This window comes from Flammeovirga sp. EKP202, from assembly GCF_014534745.1.
GTDB lineage: Bacteria > Bacteroidota > Bacteroidia > Cytophagales > Flammeovirgaceae > Flammeovirga.
In genome coordinates, this window is record NZ_JACVVP010000050.1 from 34,261 (window position 1) to 56,210 (window position 21,950).

At 33.9% G+C, this 21,950-nt stretch carries 13 protein-coding genes; 10 read left to right on the forward strand and 3 right to left on the reverse strand.

The genetic code is table 11. The features are described 5' to 3' along the window. Positions 1 to 1,755 (forward strand): right-handed parallel beta-helix repeat-containing protein, encoded by a 1,755-nt coding sequence (locus IC221_RS23110; protein WP_188171216.1) that lies wholly within the window; start codon positions 1 to 3, stop codon positions 1,753 to 1,755. A gap of 1,619 nt (positions 1,756 to 3,374) precedes the next feature. Further along, the gene (locus tag IC221_RS23115) at positions 3,375 to 5,054 is read left to right on the forward strand and encodes a M1 family metallopeptidase (protein ID WP_188171217.1); all 1,680 of its coding nucleotides are present in this window, start codon (positions 3,375 to 3,377) and stop codon (positions 5,052 to 5,054) included. Positions 5,055 to 5,178: 124 nt separating this feature from the next. Here the strand turns inward: IC221_RS23115 and IC221_RS23120 are convergent, their stop codons facing one another. Continuing rightward, a complete protein-coding gene (locus IC221_RS23120; RefSeq protein ID WP_188171218.1) occupies positions 5,179 to 5,835 on the reverse strand; it encodes a class I SAM-dependent methyltransferase in 657 nt (218 codons plus the stop codon). Positions 5,836 to 6,430: 595 nt separating this feature from the next. Between IC221_RS23120 and IC221_RS23125 the strand changes: the two genes are divergently transcribed. From IC221_RS23125 to IC221_RS23140, 4 genes are all read left to right on the forward strand, one after another. After that, a complete protein-coding gene (locus tag IC221_RS23125; protein WP_188171219.1) occupies positions 6,431 to 6,883 on the forward strand; it encodes a MarR family transcriptional regulator in 453 nt (150 codons plus the stop codon). Between the two features lie 362 nt (positions 6,884 to 7,245). Then, positions 7,246 to 9,579, forward strand: a complete 2,334-nt coding sequence (locus tag IC221_RS23130; RefSeq protein ID WP_188171220.1) for a TolC family protein — start codon at positions 7,246 to 7,248, stop codon at positions 9,577 to 9,579. Between the two features lie 22 nt (positions 9,580 to 9,601). Beyond that, a complete protein-coding gene (locus IC221_RS23135) occupies positions 9,602 to 10,681 on the forward strand; it encodes an efflux RND transporter periplasmic adaptor subunit (RefSeq protein ID WP_188171221.1) in 1,080 nt (359 codons plus the stop codon). A 34-nt stretch (positions 10,682 to 10,715) separates the two neighbouring features. Continuing rightward, the gene (locus IC221_RS23140; protein ID WP_223241465.1) at positions 10,716 to 13,793 is read left to right on the forward strand and encodes an efflux RND transporter permease subunit; all 3,078 of its coding nucleotides are present in this window, start codon (positions 10,716 to 10,718) and stop codon (positions 13,791 to 13,793) included. 130 nt (positions 13,794 to 13,923) lie between these two features. On the opposite strand, the gene IC221_RS23145 is transcribed toward IC221_RS23140, so the two are convergent. Continuing rightward, positions 13,924 to 16,029 carry a hypothetical protein gene (locus IC221_RS23145; protein WP_188171222.1) on the reverse strand — a complete coding sequence of 702 codons (2,106 nt, stop codon included), beginning with the start codon at positions 16,027 to 16,029 and terminating at the stop codon, positions 13,924 to 13,926. A 1,237-nt stretch (positions 16,030 to 17,266) separates the two neighbouring features. Between IC221_RS23145 and IC221_RS23150 the strand changes: the two genes are divergently transcribed. From IC221_RS23150 to IC221_RS23165, 4 genes are read left to right on the forward strand one after another with little or no spacing between them, the layout of a single operon-like run. Continuing rightward, entirely contained in the window at positions 17,267 to 17,458 is a 192-nt protein-coding gene (locus IC221_RS23150) for a hypothetical protein (RefSeq protein WP_188171223.1), read from the forward strand. Positions 17,459 to 17,494: 36 nt separating this feature from the next. Next, positions 17,495 to 18,037 (forward strand): hypothetical protein, encoded by a 543-nt coding sequence (locus tag IC221_RS23155; protein WP_188171224.1) that lies wholly within the window; start codon positions 17,495 to 17,497, stop codon positions 18,035 to 18,037. Between the two features lie 13 nt (positions 18,038 to 18,050). Continuing rightward, positions 18,051 to 18,806: a hypothetical protein gene (locus IC221_RS23160; protein ID WP_156152551.1), complete on the forward strand. Its 756-nt coding sequence runs from the start codon at positions 18,051 to 18,053 to the stop codon at positions 18,804 to 18,806. A gap of 4 nt (positions 18,807 to 18,810) precedes the next feature. Next, on the forward strand, positions 18,811 to 20,139 hold the full coding sequence (locus IC221_RS23165) for a PCMD domain-containing protein (RefSeq protein WP_188171225.1): 1,329 nt from the start codon (positions 18,811 to 18,813) through the stop codon (positions 20,137 to 20,139). 232 nt (positions 20,140 to 20,371) lie between these two features. Here IC221_RS23165 and IC221_RS23170 read toward each other — a convergent pair whose 3' ends face one another. Next, entirely contained in the window at positions 20,372 to 21,184 is an 813-nt protein-coding gene (locus IC221_RS23170; RefSeq protein WP_188171226.1) for a hypothetical protein, read from the reverse strand. Positions 21,185 to 21,950 lie beyond the last annotated feature (766 nt).

Consider the following 21,950-nt stretch of genomic DNA (forward strand, 5'->3'; position numbering starts at 1 on the left):
ATGAGACCACTACTACTACTAACGCTCCTGTTCCTTCCTTTGCTTATGAAGGGACAAGGGTTTCATCAACCTGATTTTTTTAGAAAAAAACGACAATTACCTTTTATAGAGCTAAAGGATAGAAAAGTGCTACCTCTTTCTAAATTTGGAGCTCACCCTAATGATGGGGAAGATGATTTAAAAGCCTTCAGAAAAGCATTTGCAAAAGCAGCTTCTATGGCTGATGCAGGAAAAAATATAGAAATCCTTTTTGAAAAAGGAATTTACGACTTGTGGGGGAAATCAGATGGTACACATGCTTTGACGCTCTTTAGAAATAAGAACCTTTTGATTAATGGGAATGGTGCAACTATCATTATGCATTCTCCAATGTTGGGTTTTTTGAAAATGATGAATGTTAAAAATGTCATTATCAAAGATCTTTATATTGATTACGATCCTTTACCTTTTACACAAGGAAAAATAATCGCCTTAAATCCAGAATCGAATACATTTGACCTACAAATAGACGAAGGATTCCCTGAACTATCCGCTCCTTATTTTACGGCATCAGCTGAAAGGTGGGGTATGTTGATGGATAATAATATCCCTGGTAAATTAAAAGATGGCGTAGGACATCTCTACCCTTACAAAGGTTGGGAAAAGATAGGTGAAAGAACCTATAGAATTCAGCAGCCTCAGCAACGTTTTATTGATGACATGGAAGTTGGAGATGTCTTTGTTCAGATTGCGAGAAACAATGGAAAAACCATCTTTACCTCTTTTGGAGGTGAGAATTTGACGTTTATGAATATCACAAGTTATGCTTCTCCAGCCGGAACTTATGCCGCTTTTGGACACAAGGAATGGAATATCTTGAATTGTAATGTCAGGTTGAAAAAAGGAAGATATCATTCTGCAAATGCGGATTGTATTCATGTGAGTGGTTCTATGTTTGGACCTTGGGTTGAGGATTGTTTGTTTGAAGGGGCCTCAGATGATGCTGTAAACCTTAAAGCTGTTAAGAAATACATCCTTGAGCAACCTCAAAAAAATCAAATTTTAACCGTTGGTAATGGCGTTTTAAAAGGTGATGTATTCCGATTTTACAATCCGAGGGAAGGAGTGTTATTAGATGAAGCTTATGTGATCAACATTGAGCGACAGAAAGAGAAAAACTTTCTAATTACTTTCAATAAAGAGATACAGGGGCTTAGGAGTTTTGGAAGTGATAAAAGGAACGATATTGCCTATATTGATACTCAAGCTTGTGAATCCTTTATTTTTAGAAATAATACATTTAGAAACGCAAGAAGATTTGGAATGCTCTTGCAAAGCAATTACGGAATAATAGAAAATAATACTTTCGAGAACCTAAGCCAATGTGCCATTTCGATGAACAATGGAGCGGATTGGGGGGAGGGTTTTGTTGCTCATGATGTTTTGATCAAAAATAACCTATTCAAAAACATTGGTTACGACAAAACTTTCCTCTCACAATATAATGCAGCATCAATTCGAATGTGGGTGACAAAGTTGAAAAACCCTGAGGCAAAAGGGAAATGGTGTGGTATTGCCGCAACGAAGTGGCAAGGATTAAATACAATTGCCATAGAAGGGAATCATTTTATTTATAATAAGAGAGCCCTTTCCATTGAGTGTGCACAAAATATATTCATCAATAAAAATACCTTCATAAGAAATCCCAACGATCCCTTTTCCGAAGAACTAGATCCCGTCTTTCAGGACAATGTAAGCAACGTATTATCAGAATAAGAATGTTGTAAATTGAGTACATTATAAACTAAATTTTCGTTAATTAATACAATTTCTTGTATGAAGGATAAATGGTAGTGTATTGTGGTTCGTGAGGACGTTGCAATGCAACGACCCTACAGAACTGCATTTTAGAAGATTTATTATAAAATCTTTTTCGTTTGATAAGTAATCAGACCATCATTTAGTAGTACTTCCCTCGGCCTTGAAGGGAAAAGCGTGAAGAATTTCATGTATTGAGCCGTTAAAAATGATTTTGCTGTTTGAGCGCAGCGAGTTTAAAATCATTTAGGCGAAAGGAATGGAATTTAGCTTTTGACTTCTAAGCCTTGAATTTTTTGCTTCGTTTTTGTTTCAAGACAAAAATGAAGAAGAAGGAAGCTTGAAAGTAAGTCCTATAAAATCTAGTAGAAATACGGATTGGAAGTTAACCGTAACTTCGTTTACAGTATATTGAGTAAGTACTTCTATCTAATGTTTTGCAATTATTTCCTTCAAAAAAGAAGAGCATGTTTAAGATTTTCTTTTTCCCACAAAAAGAAGAATCTCAACATGCTCAAATATAGCAATAAGAAATAGTCGCTTGTAAACTCTAATTAGAAGAAATGATTAGTTTTTCTAGTTTATCCAAATTCTTCCATTTGGAAGAAGACAATTTAAATTTTCTTGTTTTGTAACCTACTCCAGGCTTATAACATCTTACAATTAAAGAATAATATGTCCTAGTAGCTTGTATATGTTCTACCTTACAAATGTATTTGTGAGATAGAAACAGAAAGTTCGTCTTAAAAACGAGGTTACAATTTTCAATGGTAATTTCTTTCAAGTAGAAGATCTTTTTCCTCAAACTGATGATGCATAAAAGAGTACCACCTATAAGACATAGGAAGAGGTATTGATTTATTGCATTAAACATTACCGTAAGACTTATGATACCCATTACATTCATCCCCGCAAGAAATGTAAAAAAGATATCTACACTTTTAATATCGTGATCTGAGTTCCTGATGAAAGTTTTCATTGTCGTCTGTTTTTTTGAGATAGCTTTAGTTACTGCCTCCCTAGAAATTTGTAACAATGCTATGTTCCGTCTTTTTTCAAAGGTAGTGGGTCAAAAACGAAATTAAAATCTATTTTTTTGAAAGAAAGCTTTTGTCACTTTTTATAAAAATGATCATTTATTCAATAAAGGCTAACCAAATTTAATGTACTATAAATAATAGGTTAAAAAATTGATACAAATGTGTCTATTTATTGTAATTATGGTGTTTTTAGAGTTGCAAATAGTGACATTAAGGGGTAGAAATGTAATGTTTTACCCATTAATATGAACATGTTTATAATGATTTGATCAAATTGTATAGAAAAAGAGTAAAAAAATTATTGTCATTTAAATAATGCACCTAAACTAACTTTTCGCTTACTTTCAATCCTTCTTGTCCATCAAACCCTGTCTTACAGATCATCAGAAATCTTTTGAATTCTCATAATCACATATCTCCGAAAACTGGGTTTGCCATGTAATAGCAAGATGTTTCACTTTCTTTTATTCAGACTGTTTCAATTATGTAATTTCTCATGTACTTTTGAAGTTTAAATTCAATTACATTAAAACCAAAATGATCAATCACAAGTTATTTACTTTCATCCAATTTATAGCGATAGTATTCATCTTATTTTTCCTTAAAACCAATACAGTCAACGCACAACTATTACATCATAATCATCAACATTTTACAGAGCAAGATACACTGAGAGGAAGTATCACTCCTGAAAGGGCTTGGTGGGATTTGAAATATTATCATCTAGCAATTGAGGTCGTACCAGAAAAGAAATTTATTAAAGGCTCAAATACCATTGAGTACACCGTCTTGGAGGAATACCAAGTGTTGCAAGTGGACTTACAGGAACCTTTGATGATTACAAAGGTGACGCAAGAAGATGAAGATTTGAAGTTTGAAAGAAATGGCAATGCATTTTTTATTCAACTCTCCAAAAAACAAATCGTAGGAGCAACAAATAGTATTGTGGTCTTCTATGAAGGACATCCTAAAGAAGCAGTAAAAGCACCTTGGGATGGTGGTTTTACTTGGTCGAAAGATGAGAATGGTACTGATTTTATTGCAACTTCCTGCCAAGGTTTAGGGGCAAGTGTTTGGTGGCCTTTGAAAGATCATATGTATGATGAGGTAAACTCTATGAAAATTTCAGTGGAAGTTCCTCAACATTTAATGGATGTCTCTAATGGGCGTTTGATTAAAGTCGAAAAGAATAGAAAGAAGAAGACGAAGACATTTCATTGGTATGTGGACAACCCTATTAATAACTATGGTGTGAACGTCAACATTGGAGATTACGCTCATTTTGATGACAGCTATGATGGAAAAAAGGGCAAGCTCACTTTGGATTACTATGTTTTGAAGCCAAATGTCGAAACAGCAAAAGTTCAGTTTCAGCAAACGAAACAAATGCTAGAAGCTTTTGAACATTGGTTTGGACCTTATCCATTTTATGAAGATGGTTTTAAGTTGGTGGAGGTACCGTATTTAGGGATGGAACATCAAAGTTCGGTAACGTATGGCAACAAATTCCAAAACGGATATTTAGGGAGAGATTTAAGCCAAACAGGTTGGGGTTTAAAGTTTGATTTTATCATTGTACATGAGGCAGGGCACGAGTGGTTTGCCAATAATATCACAGATAAAGACATAGCAGATATGTGGATTCATGAGAGTTTTACAGCTTATTCTGAATCTCTTTTCCTAGACTATTTTTATGGGAAAGAAGCAGGGCAGGAATATGTAAGAGGGACTCGTTCAAACATCCAAAATGATATTCCTATTATTGGTATTTATGATGTAAATTCAGAAGGTTCAGGTGATATGTATTACAAGGGATCAAATATGTTGAATATGATCCGACAGATTGTCAATAATGATACTTTATGGTTAGAAATGATGAAAGGGTTGAACAAAACATTCTATCATAAAACAGTAGATACCAAAGAAATTGAGGATTATATGATCGAGAAACTAAAGAAGAATTTATCTCCAATTTTTGATCAATATTTAAGAACTAACATAATCCCTACTTTTGAATATAGAGTTTTTGAGGACCGTATGATGTATCGTTTTACAAATTGTAATACTGATTTTGAAATGGAATTGGATATTAAAATCAACGGAAAACCTCAACGTATATTAGTAAAAAATAAATGGCAGGGAATGCCTTTGGAAATGGATTTTGAAGGGTTAGAAGTGAATCCCAATTATTATATCTCAATAATGGAAATAAAATAGGATAGAAAATACTTGAACGTACTTCTCATACGTTCACCTGATCTAAGTTTGTAGACGTTAAGGAATACAAGAAAAAAAAGATCAGTAGATGAGATGCTCTGTCATGCAGAGCATCTCTTTTTTTCTATTTTCCCTTTTTCAAAACTGCCACACCATAAAATCTATTAACACTATCTCCTAATTTACTAGTGACTACATCATTAAAAGATTGAATGCTTTCCACATGTAAATTCGTATTAGCCACTAAATTTCGAATAGCCTGATCATCATACAGTGTGAATTTATCCCTTACGAAAGGTAGTTTTTCCATAAAACTTTTCTGAGCAAAACTGATGATACAACTTCCCCCAACTTTCAGCACCTTTTCAATTTCTTTGATAAAAGTGAAGGGTTTAGTCCAGAAATAGACATTATTGACACTCAATACAAAGTCAAATTGGTTCTCTTCAAAAGGAATTTTCTGCCCTTCATAGAGTAAAAATGAAGCAGTAGTATCAGTGTAATTTTCCTTACAATATTGCCACATTGTTTCAGAAATCTCTAAACCTGTATACTCTACATCTTCTGCTTTCTTTAGAATTTTGTATAAATGACCACAGTTTCCATGCCCGAGTTCTAGTATTTTATCTTGATTTTGAACATCCATCGCTTCAATACCACTTAGCGTCATATTGATATTGGACTCATTCATGATATTGCCAACATTGATTCCGTTGTCTCCTTCAGGACAGCTGAGTTGTTTTTCGAGTTCTTGTAACTCTTCTTCCGTTAGTTTTTCCATTATTATTTATAAAGTTTGAGAGTTTACTGTTACCAAAAATTTTTATCGTTGGATAACAAGATCAATTTAAAAAGAGTAATGTAAAGCTATGGGATTATTTTGATTTGTGTATTTATACAATGTTAAAAGAGGCTTTCTCATGTGTTTATTGTTAATACAAATGAATGAAGTTTCTAATTTAGGAAACTAAATATCATATTTGTATCATCAGTTTCCGAAAGAGGAAACAAATAGATTTGAAATATTAATTTTAGTTGAAAAAAATTGCAATGTATATGATCACTTGATATTGAGTTAGTTTTAATATTAGTGAAAATGACGTTGATTATAAGGGTTGTATTATTTATTGATTCTTCATGTTAATGCAGTTGATATTTTTTTTAATTATGAAATAAAGATGTTAATGAATTTTATTAAGTTTCTTTATCAGGAAACTAATTATCATCTTTGCATTGTTATGTTACTTCATCGGAAGTGAAATTTTTATTTCAAGAATTAAAAAGTTGGTATAAAAATTAAAATTGTGATTTAATCGTATTATTTTTGTTTCTGAAATTGGAAACTAATTTAACCTTAAATCAATAAAGAAATTAGAATGGATAAAAAAGTAGCATTAGAACAGTTTGTGGCAGCACATAAATTTGACGGGTTACCGCCATTGGCCGTTAGAATTATCGGAGTATTTTATATCTCAAATGAAAAGTACCTGACATTTGATGATATCATTGAGTTGGCAGATTCTTCAAAAGGTGCGGTGAGTAAAATGCTTAAAGTGTTGATTGCTGTTCGAAGAGTGAACTTTATCCAAGACCCAGCTTCATCACGTAAGCGTTTGTTTTATTTGGATGCTCACGGAGTAGAAGAGTACATTAAACTTGTTGTAAATGGCTTGATGGATCAAAATACACAAATCAGAAGGTTGAGTGAGTTTAGAACTTCTGAAAGTGATAAAGAAATTGATGAATTGATTGATAAAACAATTCAGTTTAATTCGGATGTAATCACTTCTCTTTTAAAGCTCAATGTTAAACATTATAAAAAGAAATAGTCTTTAAAATTATTAATAATCACTTGCTGTATCTTTGTGATATCAAATAGAAACGAGACTAAAACTAAAACCAAATGAAAAACGAAATTGTATTTTGGGTAAAACGTTACCTTCCGATGGCTGTAATTTCAATTATTGCCATAGTACTCACAAATTAGTAATAGTATTATTAATAATGTTCTGTGTATCAACAATTCAGTTTTTGATAAGCTGATGATACACAGAGCACCTTAATTCAAAGTTTAGTCATCAAAAATAAAATCTTAATTCTTTTCAACCTCTTTTTGTCTTAACTGAGACATGAAGTGAAAACTTATTGCCTTTTAGTTTCCTGTTTTGGAAACTTAACATTAATCTCTATCATGAAAAATTTACTACTATTCATTTTTATTGTTTGCTACAGTTCCGTTTTAATGGGGCAAGATCAAATCAAAATTGGCGTTTTAGCCGAAAAAGAATCTTTACAGTCAGATGCTTTGGGTATGACCATGAAAGATGAAATTTTGTCGCTTTTAGGACATCAATATCATGTTGTATTTACTGAAGTAGTTTTTAATAGTTATGATCCAACGCTTGCAAAGACGCAATATGATAGCCTTGTGGCGGAAGATTGTAATATGATTATCGCTTTTGGTCCTACCAATGCGTTGATGTTTTATGAGGAGAACATTACGTTTGAAATTCCAACGATCTTGGCAGGTTTTGTCAATCAGGATTTTGTAGAATTATCCAGTCAAAACGAAACTTCAGGCATTGATAACTTTACTTACTTTATTACTCCTTTCTCAATGAAAGGTGATGTAGGGTCATTCTATTCGTTATCTCATTATAAGAATTTGGGAGTTGTAGTGGATGATTATCTTATTACTTCTTTTCCAATAGAACAAAAATTGGATGAAATTTTCGCTGAAATGGATGCGGAATATACATTAATTCCAATTCATGAAACGACATCACTTTTAGAAATTCCAGCAGGGGTAGATGCGATTTATTTTAGCAGTTCTTCCCAGTTAGGAGAAGAGGATTACCAAAAGGTCATCAATCAAGTAAACGAGTTACAACTTCCATCTTTATCGGGGTACGGAGTTAGAGATTTAGAGTTGGGTGTGATGGCCACCAATCAGCCGAATATCAATTTTGATCAGATTTTTAGAAGGATAGCATTGACGATTGAAGCGGTAACGAGAGGTCAAAACTTATCAGAATTACCGATAGAAATTGATTATGAAAATGGAATGACAATCAACCTTGATGTAGCGGAGTATGTGGGTATGAATTTCAAGAATAGCGAAATCGTAAAGTACAACTACATGCAATCGAACTTCAAAGGTGAAGAGCACCGCTTCTCATTAAAAAGCTTAATGAACATCATGCTTCATCAAAACTTAGCGTTGCAAGCTGAGCGAAAATCCATTGACATTAAAGGCCAAGAAGTTCGATTGTCGAAGTCGAATTACTTGCCAGAAGTGGGTGTAAATGCAGGTGGTACTTACGTGAATGCGGAGATGGCAGAGTTGTCTTTCGGTCAGAACCCAGAGTATAGTATGACAGGAAATGTACAATTGAAACAGACTATTTACTCGGCGGATGCTTCAGCAAATATTAAAATGGCCCAACTATTATTAGAAGCTCAGAGAGAAGATTTTAATGCTTTAGAATTGGATCAAGTTTTGGAAGTTGGGATGACTTATTACAACACTTTAATCTATGAAGCGAACAAAAGTATTCAATTGAAAAACCTCCAGCTAACCAAAGAAAATTTGAAATTGGCAGAAGAAAATCTTCAAATGGGAGTGGGAGGGAAATCTGATGTATTAAGGTTTCAAAGCCAATTGGCTCAAAATACGCAAGGAATTATTGAAGCCAAGAATACAGTTGCTCAATCGCATCTAGCATTGAATAAATTATTGAACCTGCCAATGGACGAACGCCTAGTTTTGGAAGACAGCTTACTGCTTGGGGTACAAGTACAAAATGAAGCGTATGAGCAATTAATTGAACTGTTGGATCAGCCCAATGAACGCTTTTTATTGACGGAGTTCTTGATCCAAGAGGCGTTGACCAACTCTCCTGAATTGATGAGTTTGCATTACAACAAAGAATCTGTTGAGAGGAACTATAAGTTGAACAAAAATGGTCGCTTTATTCCAACAGTCGCTTTACAAGGACAATACAATCAGTTTTTATTAAGAGAAGGAGCGGGTACAACAATGCCGGTGGGCTTTCCAAGTGTTCCATTGAACAATTACAATGTAGGTTTGAATGTTTCTATTCCAATCTTTCAACAAAATACAAGAAACATCAACCAGCAAAAATCAAAAATTCAGATGGAAAAGTTAACTGTTCAGAAAAATGATTTTGAGCAGGACATGGAAAGAATGGTCTATGACAATATCATTGCTTTGGTTAATGAATTGACCAATATCGAAATCTCAAAAGCCAACAAGGTAGTGGCAGAAGAGAACTTAAAAATCTCTCAGAGTGAATACGCCAACGGCATTATTCCAGTGATTCAGCTGATAGACGCTCAAAATAATCTTTTAGAAAATGAGTTGGCATTTATCACTGCACAATACAACTACTTTATAGTTTCACTCCAAATACAAAGAGCGATCGGTTACTATTTTCTATTAAACTCAGAAGAAAACAACCAAGCCTTTTATGCTCGTGCTACACAATTTATCCAAAATAATTAATCATCCTATATCAATCAAAATCATGAAAAATACTACAATTTTATCTTTGCTATTTGCTGTTTTCATTTTCAATTCAGCTTGTCAAAAAGAAGAAAATCAGAAAGAAGAAACATATAGAAGTGTTCGTTATTTAAAAGTAGGGAATACTACTTTAAGCAATAATACAACCTACAGCGGGAAAGCTTCTGCGGATCAAGAAATGGAGTTGAGTTTTAGGAATAATGGCATTATCGTAAAGAAATTAGTGAAGGTGGGACAAAAGGTGAAGAAGGGAGAATTATTGATGCAATTAGACAATATTCAAGCTCAACTTTCTTACGAGCAGTCATTGGCCTCTTTAAAAGCGGCAAAATCTGAAATGTACACTGCCAAGTCAGAGTATGAAAGAGGCCGAAAATTATATGAACAAGGTAATTATACTTTAAGTAAATATGAGACAGTCAAAAATACTTTCGAAAATGCTTCTAATCAGTTGACATCAGCAGAAAGAAAATTAGCCATCGATCACCAACAAATTCTCAACGGATACATTTATGCTCCAAAAGATGCAGTGGTGGCCGAGGTCAATGCAAATATCAATGAAACGGTAAGTTCTGGCCACAAAGTAATGGTCTTGAATGCAGGAAACGAGATGAATGTGATTGTGGGAGTGTCGGAAAGTACTATCAATGAAGTCAAAAATGGAATGGGTGCGTTTCTCAACTTTAAGTCAATTGCTCAAAAACTAAAAGGTGAAGTGATAGAAGTATCGCCCATTTTAAATCAGGAAAATGCTACTTTCCCCGTGAAAATTAGAATCAATAATCCTACAGCTTCTATCCATCCAGGAATGGCGACGGAAGTGAAATTTGACATGGGAGATTTGGCTTCTGAATATAACATTGTCTTGCCTTTGAGTGCTATTGGTGAAGACGAGCATGGCAACTTTGTCTACACTATTGAAGACCATAGTGATGAATTAGGGGTGATAGGAAAGCAATACATCAAAGTAGGTGAATTGACGGACGAAGGCATCCTTATCAATGAAGGTGTAGAACAAGGTCAGATGATTGTGACTGCCGGCCTGCATACACTGATCAATGGTCAAATCGTAACGCTTTAATCTATTATCCAATCTCAATAATTCATCAGTCAAAATGATAAACTTCGCAAAATTCTCCATCGAAAAGAACCGTATTGTTCTTAGTATTTTAGCCGTGGTCATGATCATGGGAGTCGTCTTCTACCAATCTTTATCAAGAGACAGTATGCCTCCATTTACAGTAAGAGTAGCCACAATTGTTGCTTCTTTTCCAGGGGCTAGTCCAGATAGAGTGGAGGAATTAGTAACGGACAAAATTGAAAAAGTAGCTCAAGAATTACCAGAACTAAAGAAAGTAACAAGTGATTCAAGAACAGGCCTTTCAGTGGTTACGGTAGAGTTGAAAATGGAGGTGACCCCTGAAAATTTACAAGACGTTTGGGATCGTTTGAGAAGAAAATTGGACCGTATGTCAGACCTTCCTTCCAACGTTCATCCACAATTACAAGATGATGGAATTGGCGAGGTATTCGGTATTGCTGTAGGCATCACAAGTGATGGTTTCTCTTATGCTGAAGTCAAAAAATATGCGGATCAACTGAGAAATGACTTGATCAGTTTGGAAGATGCGGCCAAAGTAGAGATCAATGGAGAGCAAGAAGAGAGAGTATTTATCAAGTTTGATAATGCAAAATTGAAAACCTATGGATTGACTTCAAGCAGTTTGGAGCAAATGATTAGTGCTACGAACATTTTGAATACAGGTGGTGAAATCAATGTTCAAAATGAGAGAATTGTGTTAGAACCTTCCGGCAATTTTAATCATGTAAAAGACATTCACAATATGCTGATTCCTGTAGGAAACAACGGCAATGTAATATTGCTATCTGATGTGGCAACAATTGAAAAAGGTTATATCTATCCGCAGAAACAGATTGTAAAAATCAATGGAAAGAAAGGTGTTTCATTACATATTTCATTAAAGGAAGGAAGAAATATTTTGAGCCTAGGAAAAGAAGTAGATCAAGTTTTAGCAGAGTACGAAGAGCAATTACCAATTGGTTTGGAAGTATTGAGATTGTCTTCTTTGGATCATTATATTGATCATAAAGTAACAGATTTTGAAGGCAATTTAATTCAGTCTGTAGTGATTGTTTTAGCCGTGATGTTGATCTTTTTAGGCCTAAGAACAGGGTTAGTGATTGCCAGTTTAATTCCAATGGTGACAATTGCCACATTTATGGTGATGGGTTTATTCGATTTAGGTATCAACCAAATTTCATTGGCGGCATTAATTATGGCTTTAGGGATGATGGTAGACAACGGGATTGTGGTTGCGGAATCCATCATGGTGAAAATGGAAGAAGGAATTGAGGTGAAAAAGGCGGCGATTGATTCCGTACAAGAATTATTTTATCCTTTATTAATCTCCACTTTGACTACATCAGCAGCATTTTTATCTTTCTATATGGCAGAGTCAATCATGGGTGACATTATGGGACCCATCTTCTCTGTTATTTCAATTGCATTGATTTCTTCATGGCTGATTTCATTGAGTATCATCTCCTTGTTATGTGTGTACTTTTTGAAAGTAAAACCAAACGGAGAGCAGAAAAAGAAGTTCTTAGATCGTATGATTGAGGCTTTAAAATCGGGTTATCATCAAGTGATTTTGATCTCTTTGAAATACAAGAAAACAGTTGTAGCAGGAGTTTGTGTGATGTTTGTGGCTTCGATTTTAGGTTTTGGCTTATTGGAAGTATTATTCTTCCCTGATAGCGATAGAAATATGATTACCATTGATATCAATTTACCGCAAGGTTCAAGAATCGAATCTACTCAAGAAGTGATCCAAGAGTTGGAAGGTTTTTTCAGAGAAGAATTAATGGTCAATGATCATAGAAATGAAGGAATTACATCGTGGACTTCATTTATTGGAGAAGGTCCTTCGTCTTATGATTTAGGGTATACTGCAGATGAACCGAACGCCAATTATGCTCACATTTTGGTTAACACTTCAGATCAATTAATCAATAATGCATTAATTAAAAAGATTGACGAATACAGCTTTTTACACTTTCATGATGCTGATGTAAAAGCAGGTTTGTTAGGAGCTGGAAGTGGTGGAGCACCCATCGAAATCAAAGTTTCAGGAAATAATCCAGACCAATTACAGCAAATTGCGACAAGCATCAGAGCAGAGTTATCGAAAGTAGAAGGCACTAAAAACGTAAAAGACGATTGGGGACCGAAAGGTAAAAAGTTTGTAATTGAAATCGATCAAAGTAAGGCACAATCGGCAGGGATGACCAATCAAGATATTGCCGTGTCATTACAAACAATCTTGGACGGTTTTCAGACGGGTGAATTTAGAGAAGATGAGAAGTCAATTCCAATTTTATTGCAGAGTATTGAAAGTTCTGATTTGTCATTGTCTGCTTTAAAAACGGCCAATGTTTACAGCCAAAACACAGGAAAAAGTGTTCCATTAAATCAGGTTGCTGAGATTGTTCCGGTGTGGCAGTATACACAGATCAAAAGAGAGAATTTGAAGCGTACAATTACGGTAGAATGTGAATTGAAAGAAGATGGAAACGCCAATACCATCATGACAGCCATTCAGCCTTGGTTGGATCAGGAACAAAAAAAATGGGGAGCAGGATATTCTTACTCTCTGGGTGGAGATGCTGAAGAAAGTGCAGAGAATATGGGAGCGGTTTTCGTTTACTTACCCTTATCAGCTTTTATCATCGTGATGCTATTGGTGATGCAGTTCAATTCTTTCAGAAAAATGACTATTATTCTTTTGACCATTCCATTGGGTGTTATCGGTATGGTACTCGGCTTGTTGGTTTTCCAAGTTCCATTCGGATTTATGGCTTTCCTTGGGATTATCTCACTGGCAGGAATTGTGATCAACAATGCCATTGTACTGATTGAGAGAATAGAAGTAGAAGAAAAGGAGTTGAAAAAAGCACCTTTACAAGCCGTGATTGATGCATGTTTACAGCGATTCAGACCCATTATTTTAGCCACTTTCACCACGGTACTTGGACTTATTCCATTGTACTTAGGAGGTGGAGTAATCTGGGAACCAATGGCAGTAACCATTATGGTCGGGTTAATGTTTGGAACTATCATCACCTTGATTTTTATCCCCGCTTTGTACAGTATTTTATTTAAAGTGAAGTAATCAAGATACAAACCATACTTTGTGATAATAGGATAATTATACCCAAAAACGGTAGTAAGAGTGAAAATTAGTTATCATGTAAAGCAATTGAGGCACCCTAATCTTTAAGGTGCCTCTTTCTATTATTATTTTATAGCTCTTCAAACTCAATATACTCAGAAACATCAGCAGGTGCTTTTTGTTCATACACATAGTTCATATCGGGTCTTGCCACACTATGGTTATGAAGCGTATATTGATTTTTTAGTTCAGTGATGAGAGGTATAATCAGTTCAACTTTTACAGGATCAATATGAATCATATAGGGCGTGAGTTTTCCTTTTTTCTGTATGATTTCAGTTAAGTTTTTTACCACCTGATCTACGTCTTTATTGACAGAACCAATGATTTCTATTTTATCAAACTTTCCTTTTTCATTTAGGATCATCGAAAGAAAATAATGTCCATTACAATTCTTATCAATACTTTCTTGAACTAAAGAACTATTCTCTATCATATACTTATCAATAATTCTTTGAATAGGAGAAAAATCAAGTTCTTGAATTTGATCCGTATAAGAATAGATTCTTTGATTGTTTTCAACTCTACTCAAAAAGATAAGCTTTTCATAGGAAAACTGAATGTCTGTTTCATTTTTGGTGTATGGGTCAGCGATTGAGAATCGTTGATTTTCAAATTCAACAGGGTTTCCATTTGCATCATTGAGGGCATCAAAAGTAGGGTAGTAGAAATTCTTATGGTATCGTTCTATCATCATTTCTACGATATGATAACTGTAGAATATTTTACTCGATCCTGGATAAAATATATTATAGCTCATTACATTTCCTTTTAAATCATATTTGTACTGGGCTATAAGTTGCTTGTTAGAGTAAAAAGAGGATGTACCTATTTTGGTATACAACTGATCTAGATTAGAACCGTAATTTATGACTGCAATTTTTTCATTATTCTGATAATAAGTAATCGTGAAATAACGGTTATTGAAAGCTGTAACTTTTCCTTTGTAGCTCGTTTTTTCGGAAGTAGGATGCCACGTTTTTGTAAAGTAAAAAGGTTTACTGTTCGTGTAGCTATCATAATAGTTTTTCAATTTAAAAAACCGATGGATCTTATCTGCATTAAACTGATTTCTATTATTTCTTAACTCAAAAGTACTCAACTGACCATGAAAAACAGAATCATCAGCATTGGTGATCGCTCTATCTTCCAATTGATGAGTCGTTAAATTTTTAATCATGCGCCCCCAAAAAGTAGACCTTTGATGATAGCTAAATACAGTTTTTTCATTCACTTCCTGGTATTGATTAATGGTTTCCCATAAGCCTTGCTTTTTGTTGAAGACAAAATTTTGAGGACGTGTCACACCAATACTTTGAGCGTATTCATGTAAATGATCTACTTTACATTTGTAACCCAATACTAAAGGTTTTTGAGTTACTTTTCCTTTCTCAAGAATGGATTTTACCGTAAAAATAGAATCTTGAACTGATACAAGTGTTTTAAAATTATAAGGTATCAATTCAGTTTCAAATTCGGTGGTTAATAGTTTTTTATACTTTATGCTTTTGTTACTGATATAATAAAAAACGGTATCTTGTTTACCACTGTTGTAGGTAAGTATTCCTTTCGTGTAGTTGTAATTTTTTTGTTTTAATAACGTAAGGTTGGTCGCGGAGTAAATAGAATCGTTGATGAAAATATCTTCCAATACTGCTGTATTATAGGTAGACCAATAATTATCAGTCTTTTCCTTATAGAAAAATAATTCTTCGATTCTGCCTGACCGATTGACGATTTGCTCACCAAAAGCGAAATTGCCATAATTCATACTGGAAAGAATTGAATATTTTCTTTTCGTCATTTTACCTTTCACATAGGCACTATAGACGATTTTTGTAGAATCTTGTCCTATGGTTACACTATTGATTTGTCTTCCACTAATAACATTGACTTCTATATCATCAACATTCTTTTTAAAGTGAAAATTACCATTGATATTTTTGATATATCCTGATAAAACACTTTCATCCTTTAGGCGTATTTTCCCTTTTGCAAAATCTTGGATTTCTGTTTTAAGAATTAACTTTTTCTTTGGAGCAAAGTTAAAGTCCATAATAACCCCATTGAGCGGTAATCCATTGACATCCGTTTTTATCCCCATAGGGTTTTGAGAATAAGAATGTACATTTAAAACAAGTAGAACACTTAGTAAATTAAAAAATCGTAGTCGCATAACATGTTAAATAATAGTACACATTTCTAGTATCGTAATCAATAATAGTAGAATTATAGATGGGTGGTAGTAGAAGTGTGTTTCAGTAAATTAGTTAGAGATAATGGCAAAAATAGTGATATTTTAAGAATATTTATGAAAATAGTGCCGATTAATTATTGAATTCCATACTCTGATTAAGTTATCTGCCATAAAATGAAAGATTTCGAACACTTACAAACTAAATTATCATCAACTTTCAATTGGTATTTATACAAGCTTTTTTATTTTCTACTTTCAAACTTCCTTCTTCTTCATTTTTCCATTGATGAAAAACGAAGCAAAAAATCTAGGCTTAGAAGTCAAAAGCTAAATTCCATTCCTCTCGCCTAAATGATTTTAAACTCGCTAAAGCTCAAACAAGAAAATCATTTTTAACGGCTCACTTCATGAAACTCTTGACGCTTTTCCCTTCAAGGCCGAGGGAAGAAGTAGCAAATGAAAATTGGGTAGTAAGTCCACTGGCGCGAATGTTAAGCGATAGCGTCATTCGTGTCCTACAGATCAGCAGAAATCTCCTGATTTCTAAACACCGTAAATATTCGAAAACATAGTTTACAATTTAATAAGGTGTATCACCCAAAATCAACTAAACTTCTCGACCATCCAAAATATAGTCTCATCAATTATATTGCTTTTTGGCTTTGTAAATCAAAAGAATAACGTTTAGAAAGCACTTTTTGAATCAAAATGAAGTTTTATTGTTAATGAATTTATTTAAGTTTCCTTTTAAGGAAACAAAGTATCATATTTGTATTGTCAAGTTACAACAACGAAATCAAATATTATATTTAGAACCTTTGCAATAAAGTGAATTTAGTATTTGGTCGAAGTATAAATTATTAGTTTCCATTTATAGAAATATAATTTAATTTAGAATAACATTGACGAACCAAAAGATAGATTTTTGAAATTTATTTTTACTGAAAATCATAATAAAAAATTGCTATAACCAATTGGTTTCCTGAGTGGGAAACTATTAAAAATTTGCCTTATGAAAAATGAAATAATACTTCGAATAAAGCGATACGTTCAGTTAATAATTACTTGGGTGATATCGATAACCATTACAAGTTAATGGAAGTAATAGCGAACCTTTTTATCATTTAACTTAACCTGCTCATGTTATTTAAAACACATGAAGTAGAAACCTATTATCAAATTGTTTCCTATTTTGGAAACCAAGTCAATCTAAATCATGAAAAATATACTACTAGTCGTTTTTATTGTTTTTTATAGTCTTGTGTTAATGACACAAGATCAAACCAAGGCGGGCTTCCAAATTATAAGGGAGACCATTGAGGAACACTCATTAGAAAACAAATTAGATCAAGAAAATAATAAGTCTTTTATAGAATTACTTTTCGAAGTCAAAGACACTGTTGATTAACTGAAAAAACCTTCAAAAAATTTAATTGCTACCCTTATGTCAATCATCGTTATACAAGCCATTGCTTCTGCTATATCTATTCCAACTGAAATGGACAATATCAATCTTCACCTAAAAGATGAACAAGTGGTCTCGATTACTAAGAAAGAATGGAAAAGAGGAAAACGGTTTAGTGATGCGTCTACTTTTGTGTATATGCGTGATAAAAAGCTTCATGTCATCGATGTAGAGGATATAGAATCGATACGCTATGAGTCAGTGGAGACCTACAACAAGACTGTAAATTTTATGGAGGAATACGCTAAAATTCAACCATTAAAAGAAGAAACCAAACAGTATTACCATACAAAAAGGCACAAAAGAGGTCGGTTCTCTCAAGTGTTAGGAGTTGGTGCTGTATGTGTAGGGGCCACAGTGGCACCATTGGTATTAGTGGTCTCGCCAATTCCGCTGGTGCAGGCTGTCAATCGATTAAAAAAAGTGGATTATCAATACTGCCTTAAAGGAAAAGAATGGAAGAAATTGAAATCCTATCACAAAGCACAAATCAAATATTTTAAACAAAAAGCGACAATCTAAAAATCAGAAAATAATGAAACTTAAATCAATTTATCTATCGTCATTAATGTTGTTTTTGACACTGATCTCTTATGCTGAAACGAAAGAAAAGGAACCCGCTTATGACCGAGGTATCACAAATAGAACCTTCATACCCAAAGGGCAATGGATGGTTGGTGCCTCCTTCAATTACTCTCAGCATTTCAATGATAATTACCAGTTTTTGGTTTTGAATGAATGGGATGGAAGCGGTTATAATTTAAGAATAAGTCCATTTTTTGGCTATTTTGTAAAGGATGATTTAGCTATAGGTGGGCGTGTGACCTATGCTAGAAAAGGATTGAACATCGATAATTTACAACTGGATCTTGGAGACGATATTAATTTATCTGTAGAAGGAATGAGTGATGTTTCCCATATGGTGTACACTACATTCTTTATGAGGAATTATATCAGTTTGGGAAAGGGAAACCGATTCGGCTTGTTCAATGAAGTGAGTTTATCTTATGGTTATGGGCAATCTAAAAGCCTGAATATGGAAAACGGTCCTCATGATATTGTGGGTGTTCACTCTACTTTGCATGAGTTGAATATTGGAATTTCTCCAGGTATGGTGGCTTTCATCAACAATAACCTGGCCTTGGAAGTAAAAATGGATGTAATCGGCTTCAATTTTAAGAATACAGAACAGGTCGAAAATCAAGTCAATACGGGTTCTAGAACGACGAGCAGTGCCAACTTCGACTTGGATATTTTCTCTTTAAACATTGGTCTAACTTTATTTATCTAAACACATGAAAAAGATTATATTATTATTAACGGTTACTTTAGGTCTAGGTGCTTGTATCAAAAATGACATTCCATATCCCTATGTTTTTGGCAAAATCATATCTTTTCAGTTGGAAGGACAAAGTGGCAATGCCATTATTTCAGAAGAGGATCAAAGTGTAGAAATAAGGGTACCTTTTGGAACGGATCGATCAGCACTGCATGTTACCGGTATTGAATTGACGGAAGAAGCAACCATAACTCCTGATCCATTTGAGGTTACAGATTATACGGAAGATGTGAAGTTTGTGATTTCAACTTATCAGGAGTACGAATGGACAATTTCGGTTATTGAAGATGATTTTGATATTGTATTCCATCATTTTGAAATCGAAGGGCAAATATCTGCAGACATTAATCAAAGTAATTATACAATTGATGTGGTGATTGAGGACAATGCAGATATTAAAAACCTAACCATTAAAACCTTTCATTACGCTCCTGAAGATGTAACGGTAGTTCCTTATCCGTATGATGTTCGTGATTTTTCTGAGGGTGTAGTCTTTATTTTTGATGAGATTGAATGGACCATCAATGTGACTTTCCAAGATGGTGATACGGAAAGAATTGGCGATCAAATTTTATACTCAGATTTTATGACTTGGTATTATGGAGGTCGTAAATCCAATGAATCCAATAGCAGCAGAAAGTTCTACATTCCTGGAGAAGATTTTGAAGGAACACCTTGGAGAACCGGAGATGTAGGAGCGGCGGATTTGATCATTCCAACAGGAGTAAGAACGGTGTACCCTTCATCCTCAGAAGAGGAATACGAATACACTACTTTAAAAACCACTTCAGCTTTGGGCGTTGTGGCGGCAGGTTCTCTTTTTGTGGGAGAGATCCAAGGAAGTGGACTCACCAATGTGAGAACAGATTTCGGTATCCCATTTACAGATCAGCCTAAAAGTTTTGAAACAGACATTCAATATATACCAGCACCTTACAATGGAAATATGGACCAATGTGATGTCTACGTTCTATTGCAAGTCAGAGAAGGAACTGGAGATGATGAAAAACGTTACCGTCTAGCGACTGCTTGGTTTAGATCAGACGAAAAGATGGAAGATTTTGAGAATATCAACCTTCCTTTCCTTTATGGTAATCATAACGATTTAGCACCTTTTATGATGCCTTCTTCCTCTAATGAGCGAATGCCCGAACATGGTTTTGCTAGCTTAGATCAGTCACCTACGCATATTATTGTAGTGTATTCGTCAAGTTTTGATGGAGCCAATTTTAGAGGTGGAGTAGGAAGTGAACTACGAGTGAAAGATTTTCAATTGAAGTATTGATAAAAAATGAGGAGTCATTCTTAGTTTAAGAATGACTCCTTTAAGCAGTTGTACAATTAAAATCGTAAGTTTTAGATTTTCTTTTTTAGCCTACTCTGCGTTAGAATATCATCACGTAGCTTCGGCTATGCTCTTCTATTCTACCTTGAATAGACTAAAAATAATAATAATCCAACCTCTACCAATTTCAAATGTGCAACTGCTTAAAATAGGTAAAGATGATCTATCGAGGTTAGAATATCATTTTCATTTCTGAGCATTCATCCTTATAAATATACATCACCAATGCCTTCATAGCTTCTTCCTTACTTTGCGCTTTGGCAAGCATTTCAACTCTTTTGTAAGCGGAATCTACTGTCCAAACCTCTTTTTTATTATACCATATAAAAGTTACTCCCTTAATAGTGAAATATGATTCTCCATCCTTACTTTTTGAATGGAGGCTGTTGTTTTCACTTTCAAAACGATTCCCCTTTGGTGCTGTAACTCTTGTGATTACGCTGCCTGTGTTTGGGTTTGAATATACTTCACAAGTACATTTCCCTTGAAATTGTTCCTCTTCTAGAACAGTTACATTAAATTCTAGAATTGACCATTTTCCTTTTTGAGCCACAAAAGTTGCAGTAATAAACTCCGAACCTTTAGATAATACTCTTCTATTATCATCACTGATTAGGTTGTATTTTAATGCAAAAGTACAGACACCCAAATTGCCCTGCATTTTAGTAGAGAAAATTTCTAAGTCCGATTCTCTATGTACATTTTGTTCCAACTGATTATTTAAAGCTGTTTTATAGCCTTCTTTTCCCATTGAAAAATGACGGCGTTTCCCATCAACAGATGTTCTTGTCACTTTAATGGTAAGATCAGGATGCAGATACTGCATCAATTGTTCTACATTTTCTTTATTATACCCTTTTTTATTTTTCTCGACCATCTTTGTAATGATCTCTTTCATCTCATTTTCTGTCTGAGCAAAAGTGGAAGAGAGTGTCAATACTACGGTAAGAAAAGCAATAATTGTAGGTAGAAATATTTTTCTCATAGTTTTGGATTTATTATAATTTTATAGCAAATAATGATCTTGAAATCAGTGTTTTTGGTCTGACGGTCAGTTGAAAGTATAAGAGTTTTTGAGCTTGAAATGTTTATCTTTGATTTTCAGATTAAGAACATTTCTTGATCAAACTCCTTTTAGCTTCTGAACTATTTTCGTCTATTAGAAAGTTAATGATGATGCAAATGAAAACAAAATGTATTACTATGAATTCTTTAAAAAATTGATACTATTTTGAAGGCTAGTTAAAAGAGCTCATAAATGATGAAGTTTTCAACCTTTGCCTTTATCTATATATGAAGACCTTAGAAAATTCTTTCTCTTCTATTGGACATATATATTAATTAAGTAGATTGTAAACTAAATTACCGTCAACTTTCAATCGAACTTTCTACAAGTTTGCAAAGATCTTCTTTCAAACTTCCCTCTTCTTCGTTTTAGTCTTAACACAAAAACGAAGCAAAAACTCAAGGCTTAGAAGTCAAAAGCTAAATTCCATTTCTCTCGCTTAAATAATTTTAAACTCGCTTTGCTCAAACAAGAAAATCATTTTTAACGGCTCATTTCATTAAATTCTTGACTCTTTTCCCTTCAAGGCCGATTTAGATACTACTAAATGATTACTTGATTACAGATCAAAAGGCGAGGGTTTTATAATTATCTTCTAAAATGTGGTGCTGTAGGGGGCTGTCGCAAAACTAAGATTTGAATAAATAATCATTATGTTTAACTTATAACATAATGATTATTTACT

Bases quoted from the DNA above. Each gene is read 5' to 3' on its own strand.
- IC221_RS23110 (WP_188171216.1), top strand. From the start codon at position 1: ATGAGACCACTACTACTACTAACGCTCCTGTTCCTTCCTTTGCTTATG.
- IC221_RS23115 (WP_188171217.1), top strand. From the start codon at position 3,375: ATGATCAATCACAAGTTATTTACTTTCATCCAATTTATAGCGATAGTA.
- IC221_RS23120 (WP_188171218.1), bottom strand. From the start codon at position 5,835: ATGGAAAAACTAACGGAAGAAGAGTTACAAGAACTCGAAAAACAACTC.
- IC221_RS23125 (WP_188171219.1), top strand. From the start codon at position 6,431: ATGGATAAAAAAGTAGCATTAGAACAGTTTGTGGCAGCACATAAATTT.
- IC221_RS23130 (WP_188171220.1), top strand. From the start codon at position 7,246: ATGAAAAATTTACTACTATTCATTTTTATTGTTTGCTACAGTTCCGTT.
- IC221_RS23135 (WP_188171221.1), top strand. From the start codon at position 9,602: ATGAAAAATACTACAATTTTATCTTTGCTATTTGCTGTTTTCATTTTC.
- IC221_RS23140 (WP_223241465.1), top strand. From the start codon at position 10,716: ATGATAAACTTCGCAAAATTCTCCATCGAAAAGAACCGTATTGTTCTT.
- IC221_RS23145 (WP_188171222.1), bottom strand. From the start codon at position 16,029: ATGCGACTACGATTTTTTAATTTACTAAGTGTTCTACTTGTTTTAAAT.
- IC221_RS23150 (WP_188171223.1), top strand. From the start codon at position 17,267: ATGAAAAATATACTACTAGTCGTTTTTATTGTTTTTTATAGTCTTGTG.
- IC221_RS23155 (WP_188171224.1), top strand. From the start codon at position 17,495: ATGTCAATCATCGTTATACAAGCCATTGCTTCTGCTATATCTATTCCA.
- IC221_RS23160 (WP_156152551.1), top strand. From the start codon at position 18,051: ATGAAACTTAAATCAATTTATCTATCGTCATTAATGTTGTTTTTGACA.
- IC221_RS23165 (WP_188171225.1), top strand. From the start codon at position 18,811: ATGAAAAAGATTATATTATTATTAACGGTTACTTTAGGTCTAGGTGCT.
- IC221_RS23170 (WP_188171226.1), bottom strand. From the start codon at position 21,184: ATGAGAAAAATATTTCTACCTACAATTATTGCTTTTCTTACCGTAGTA.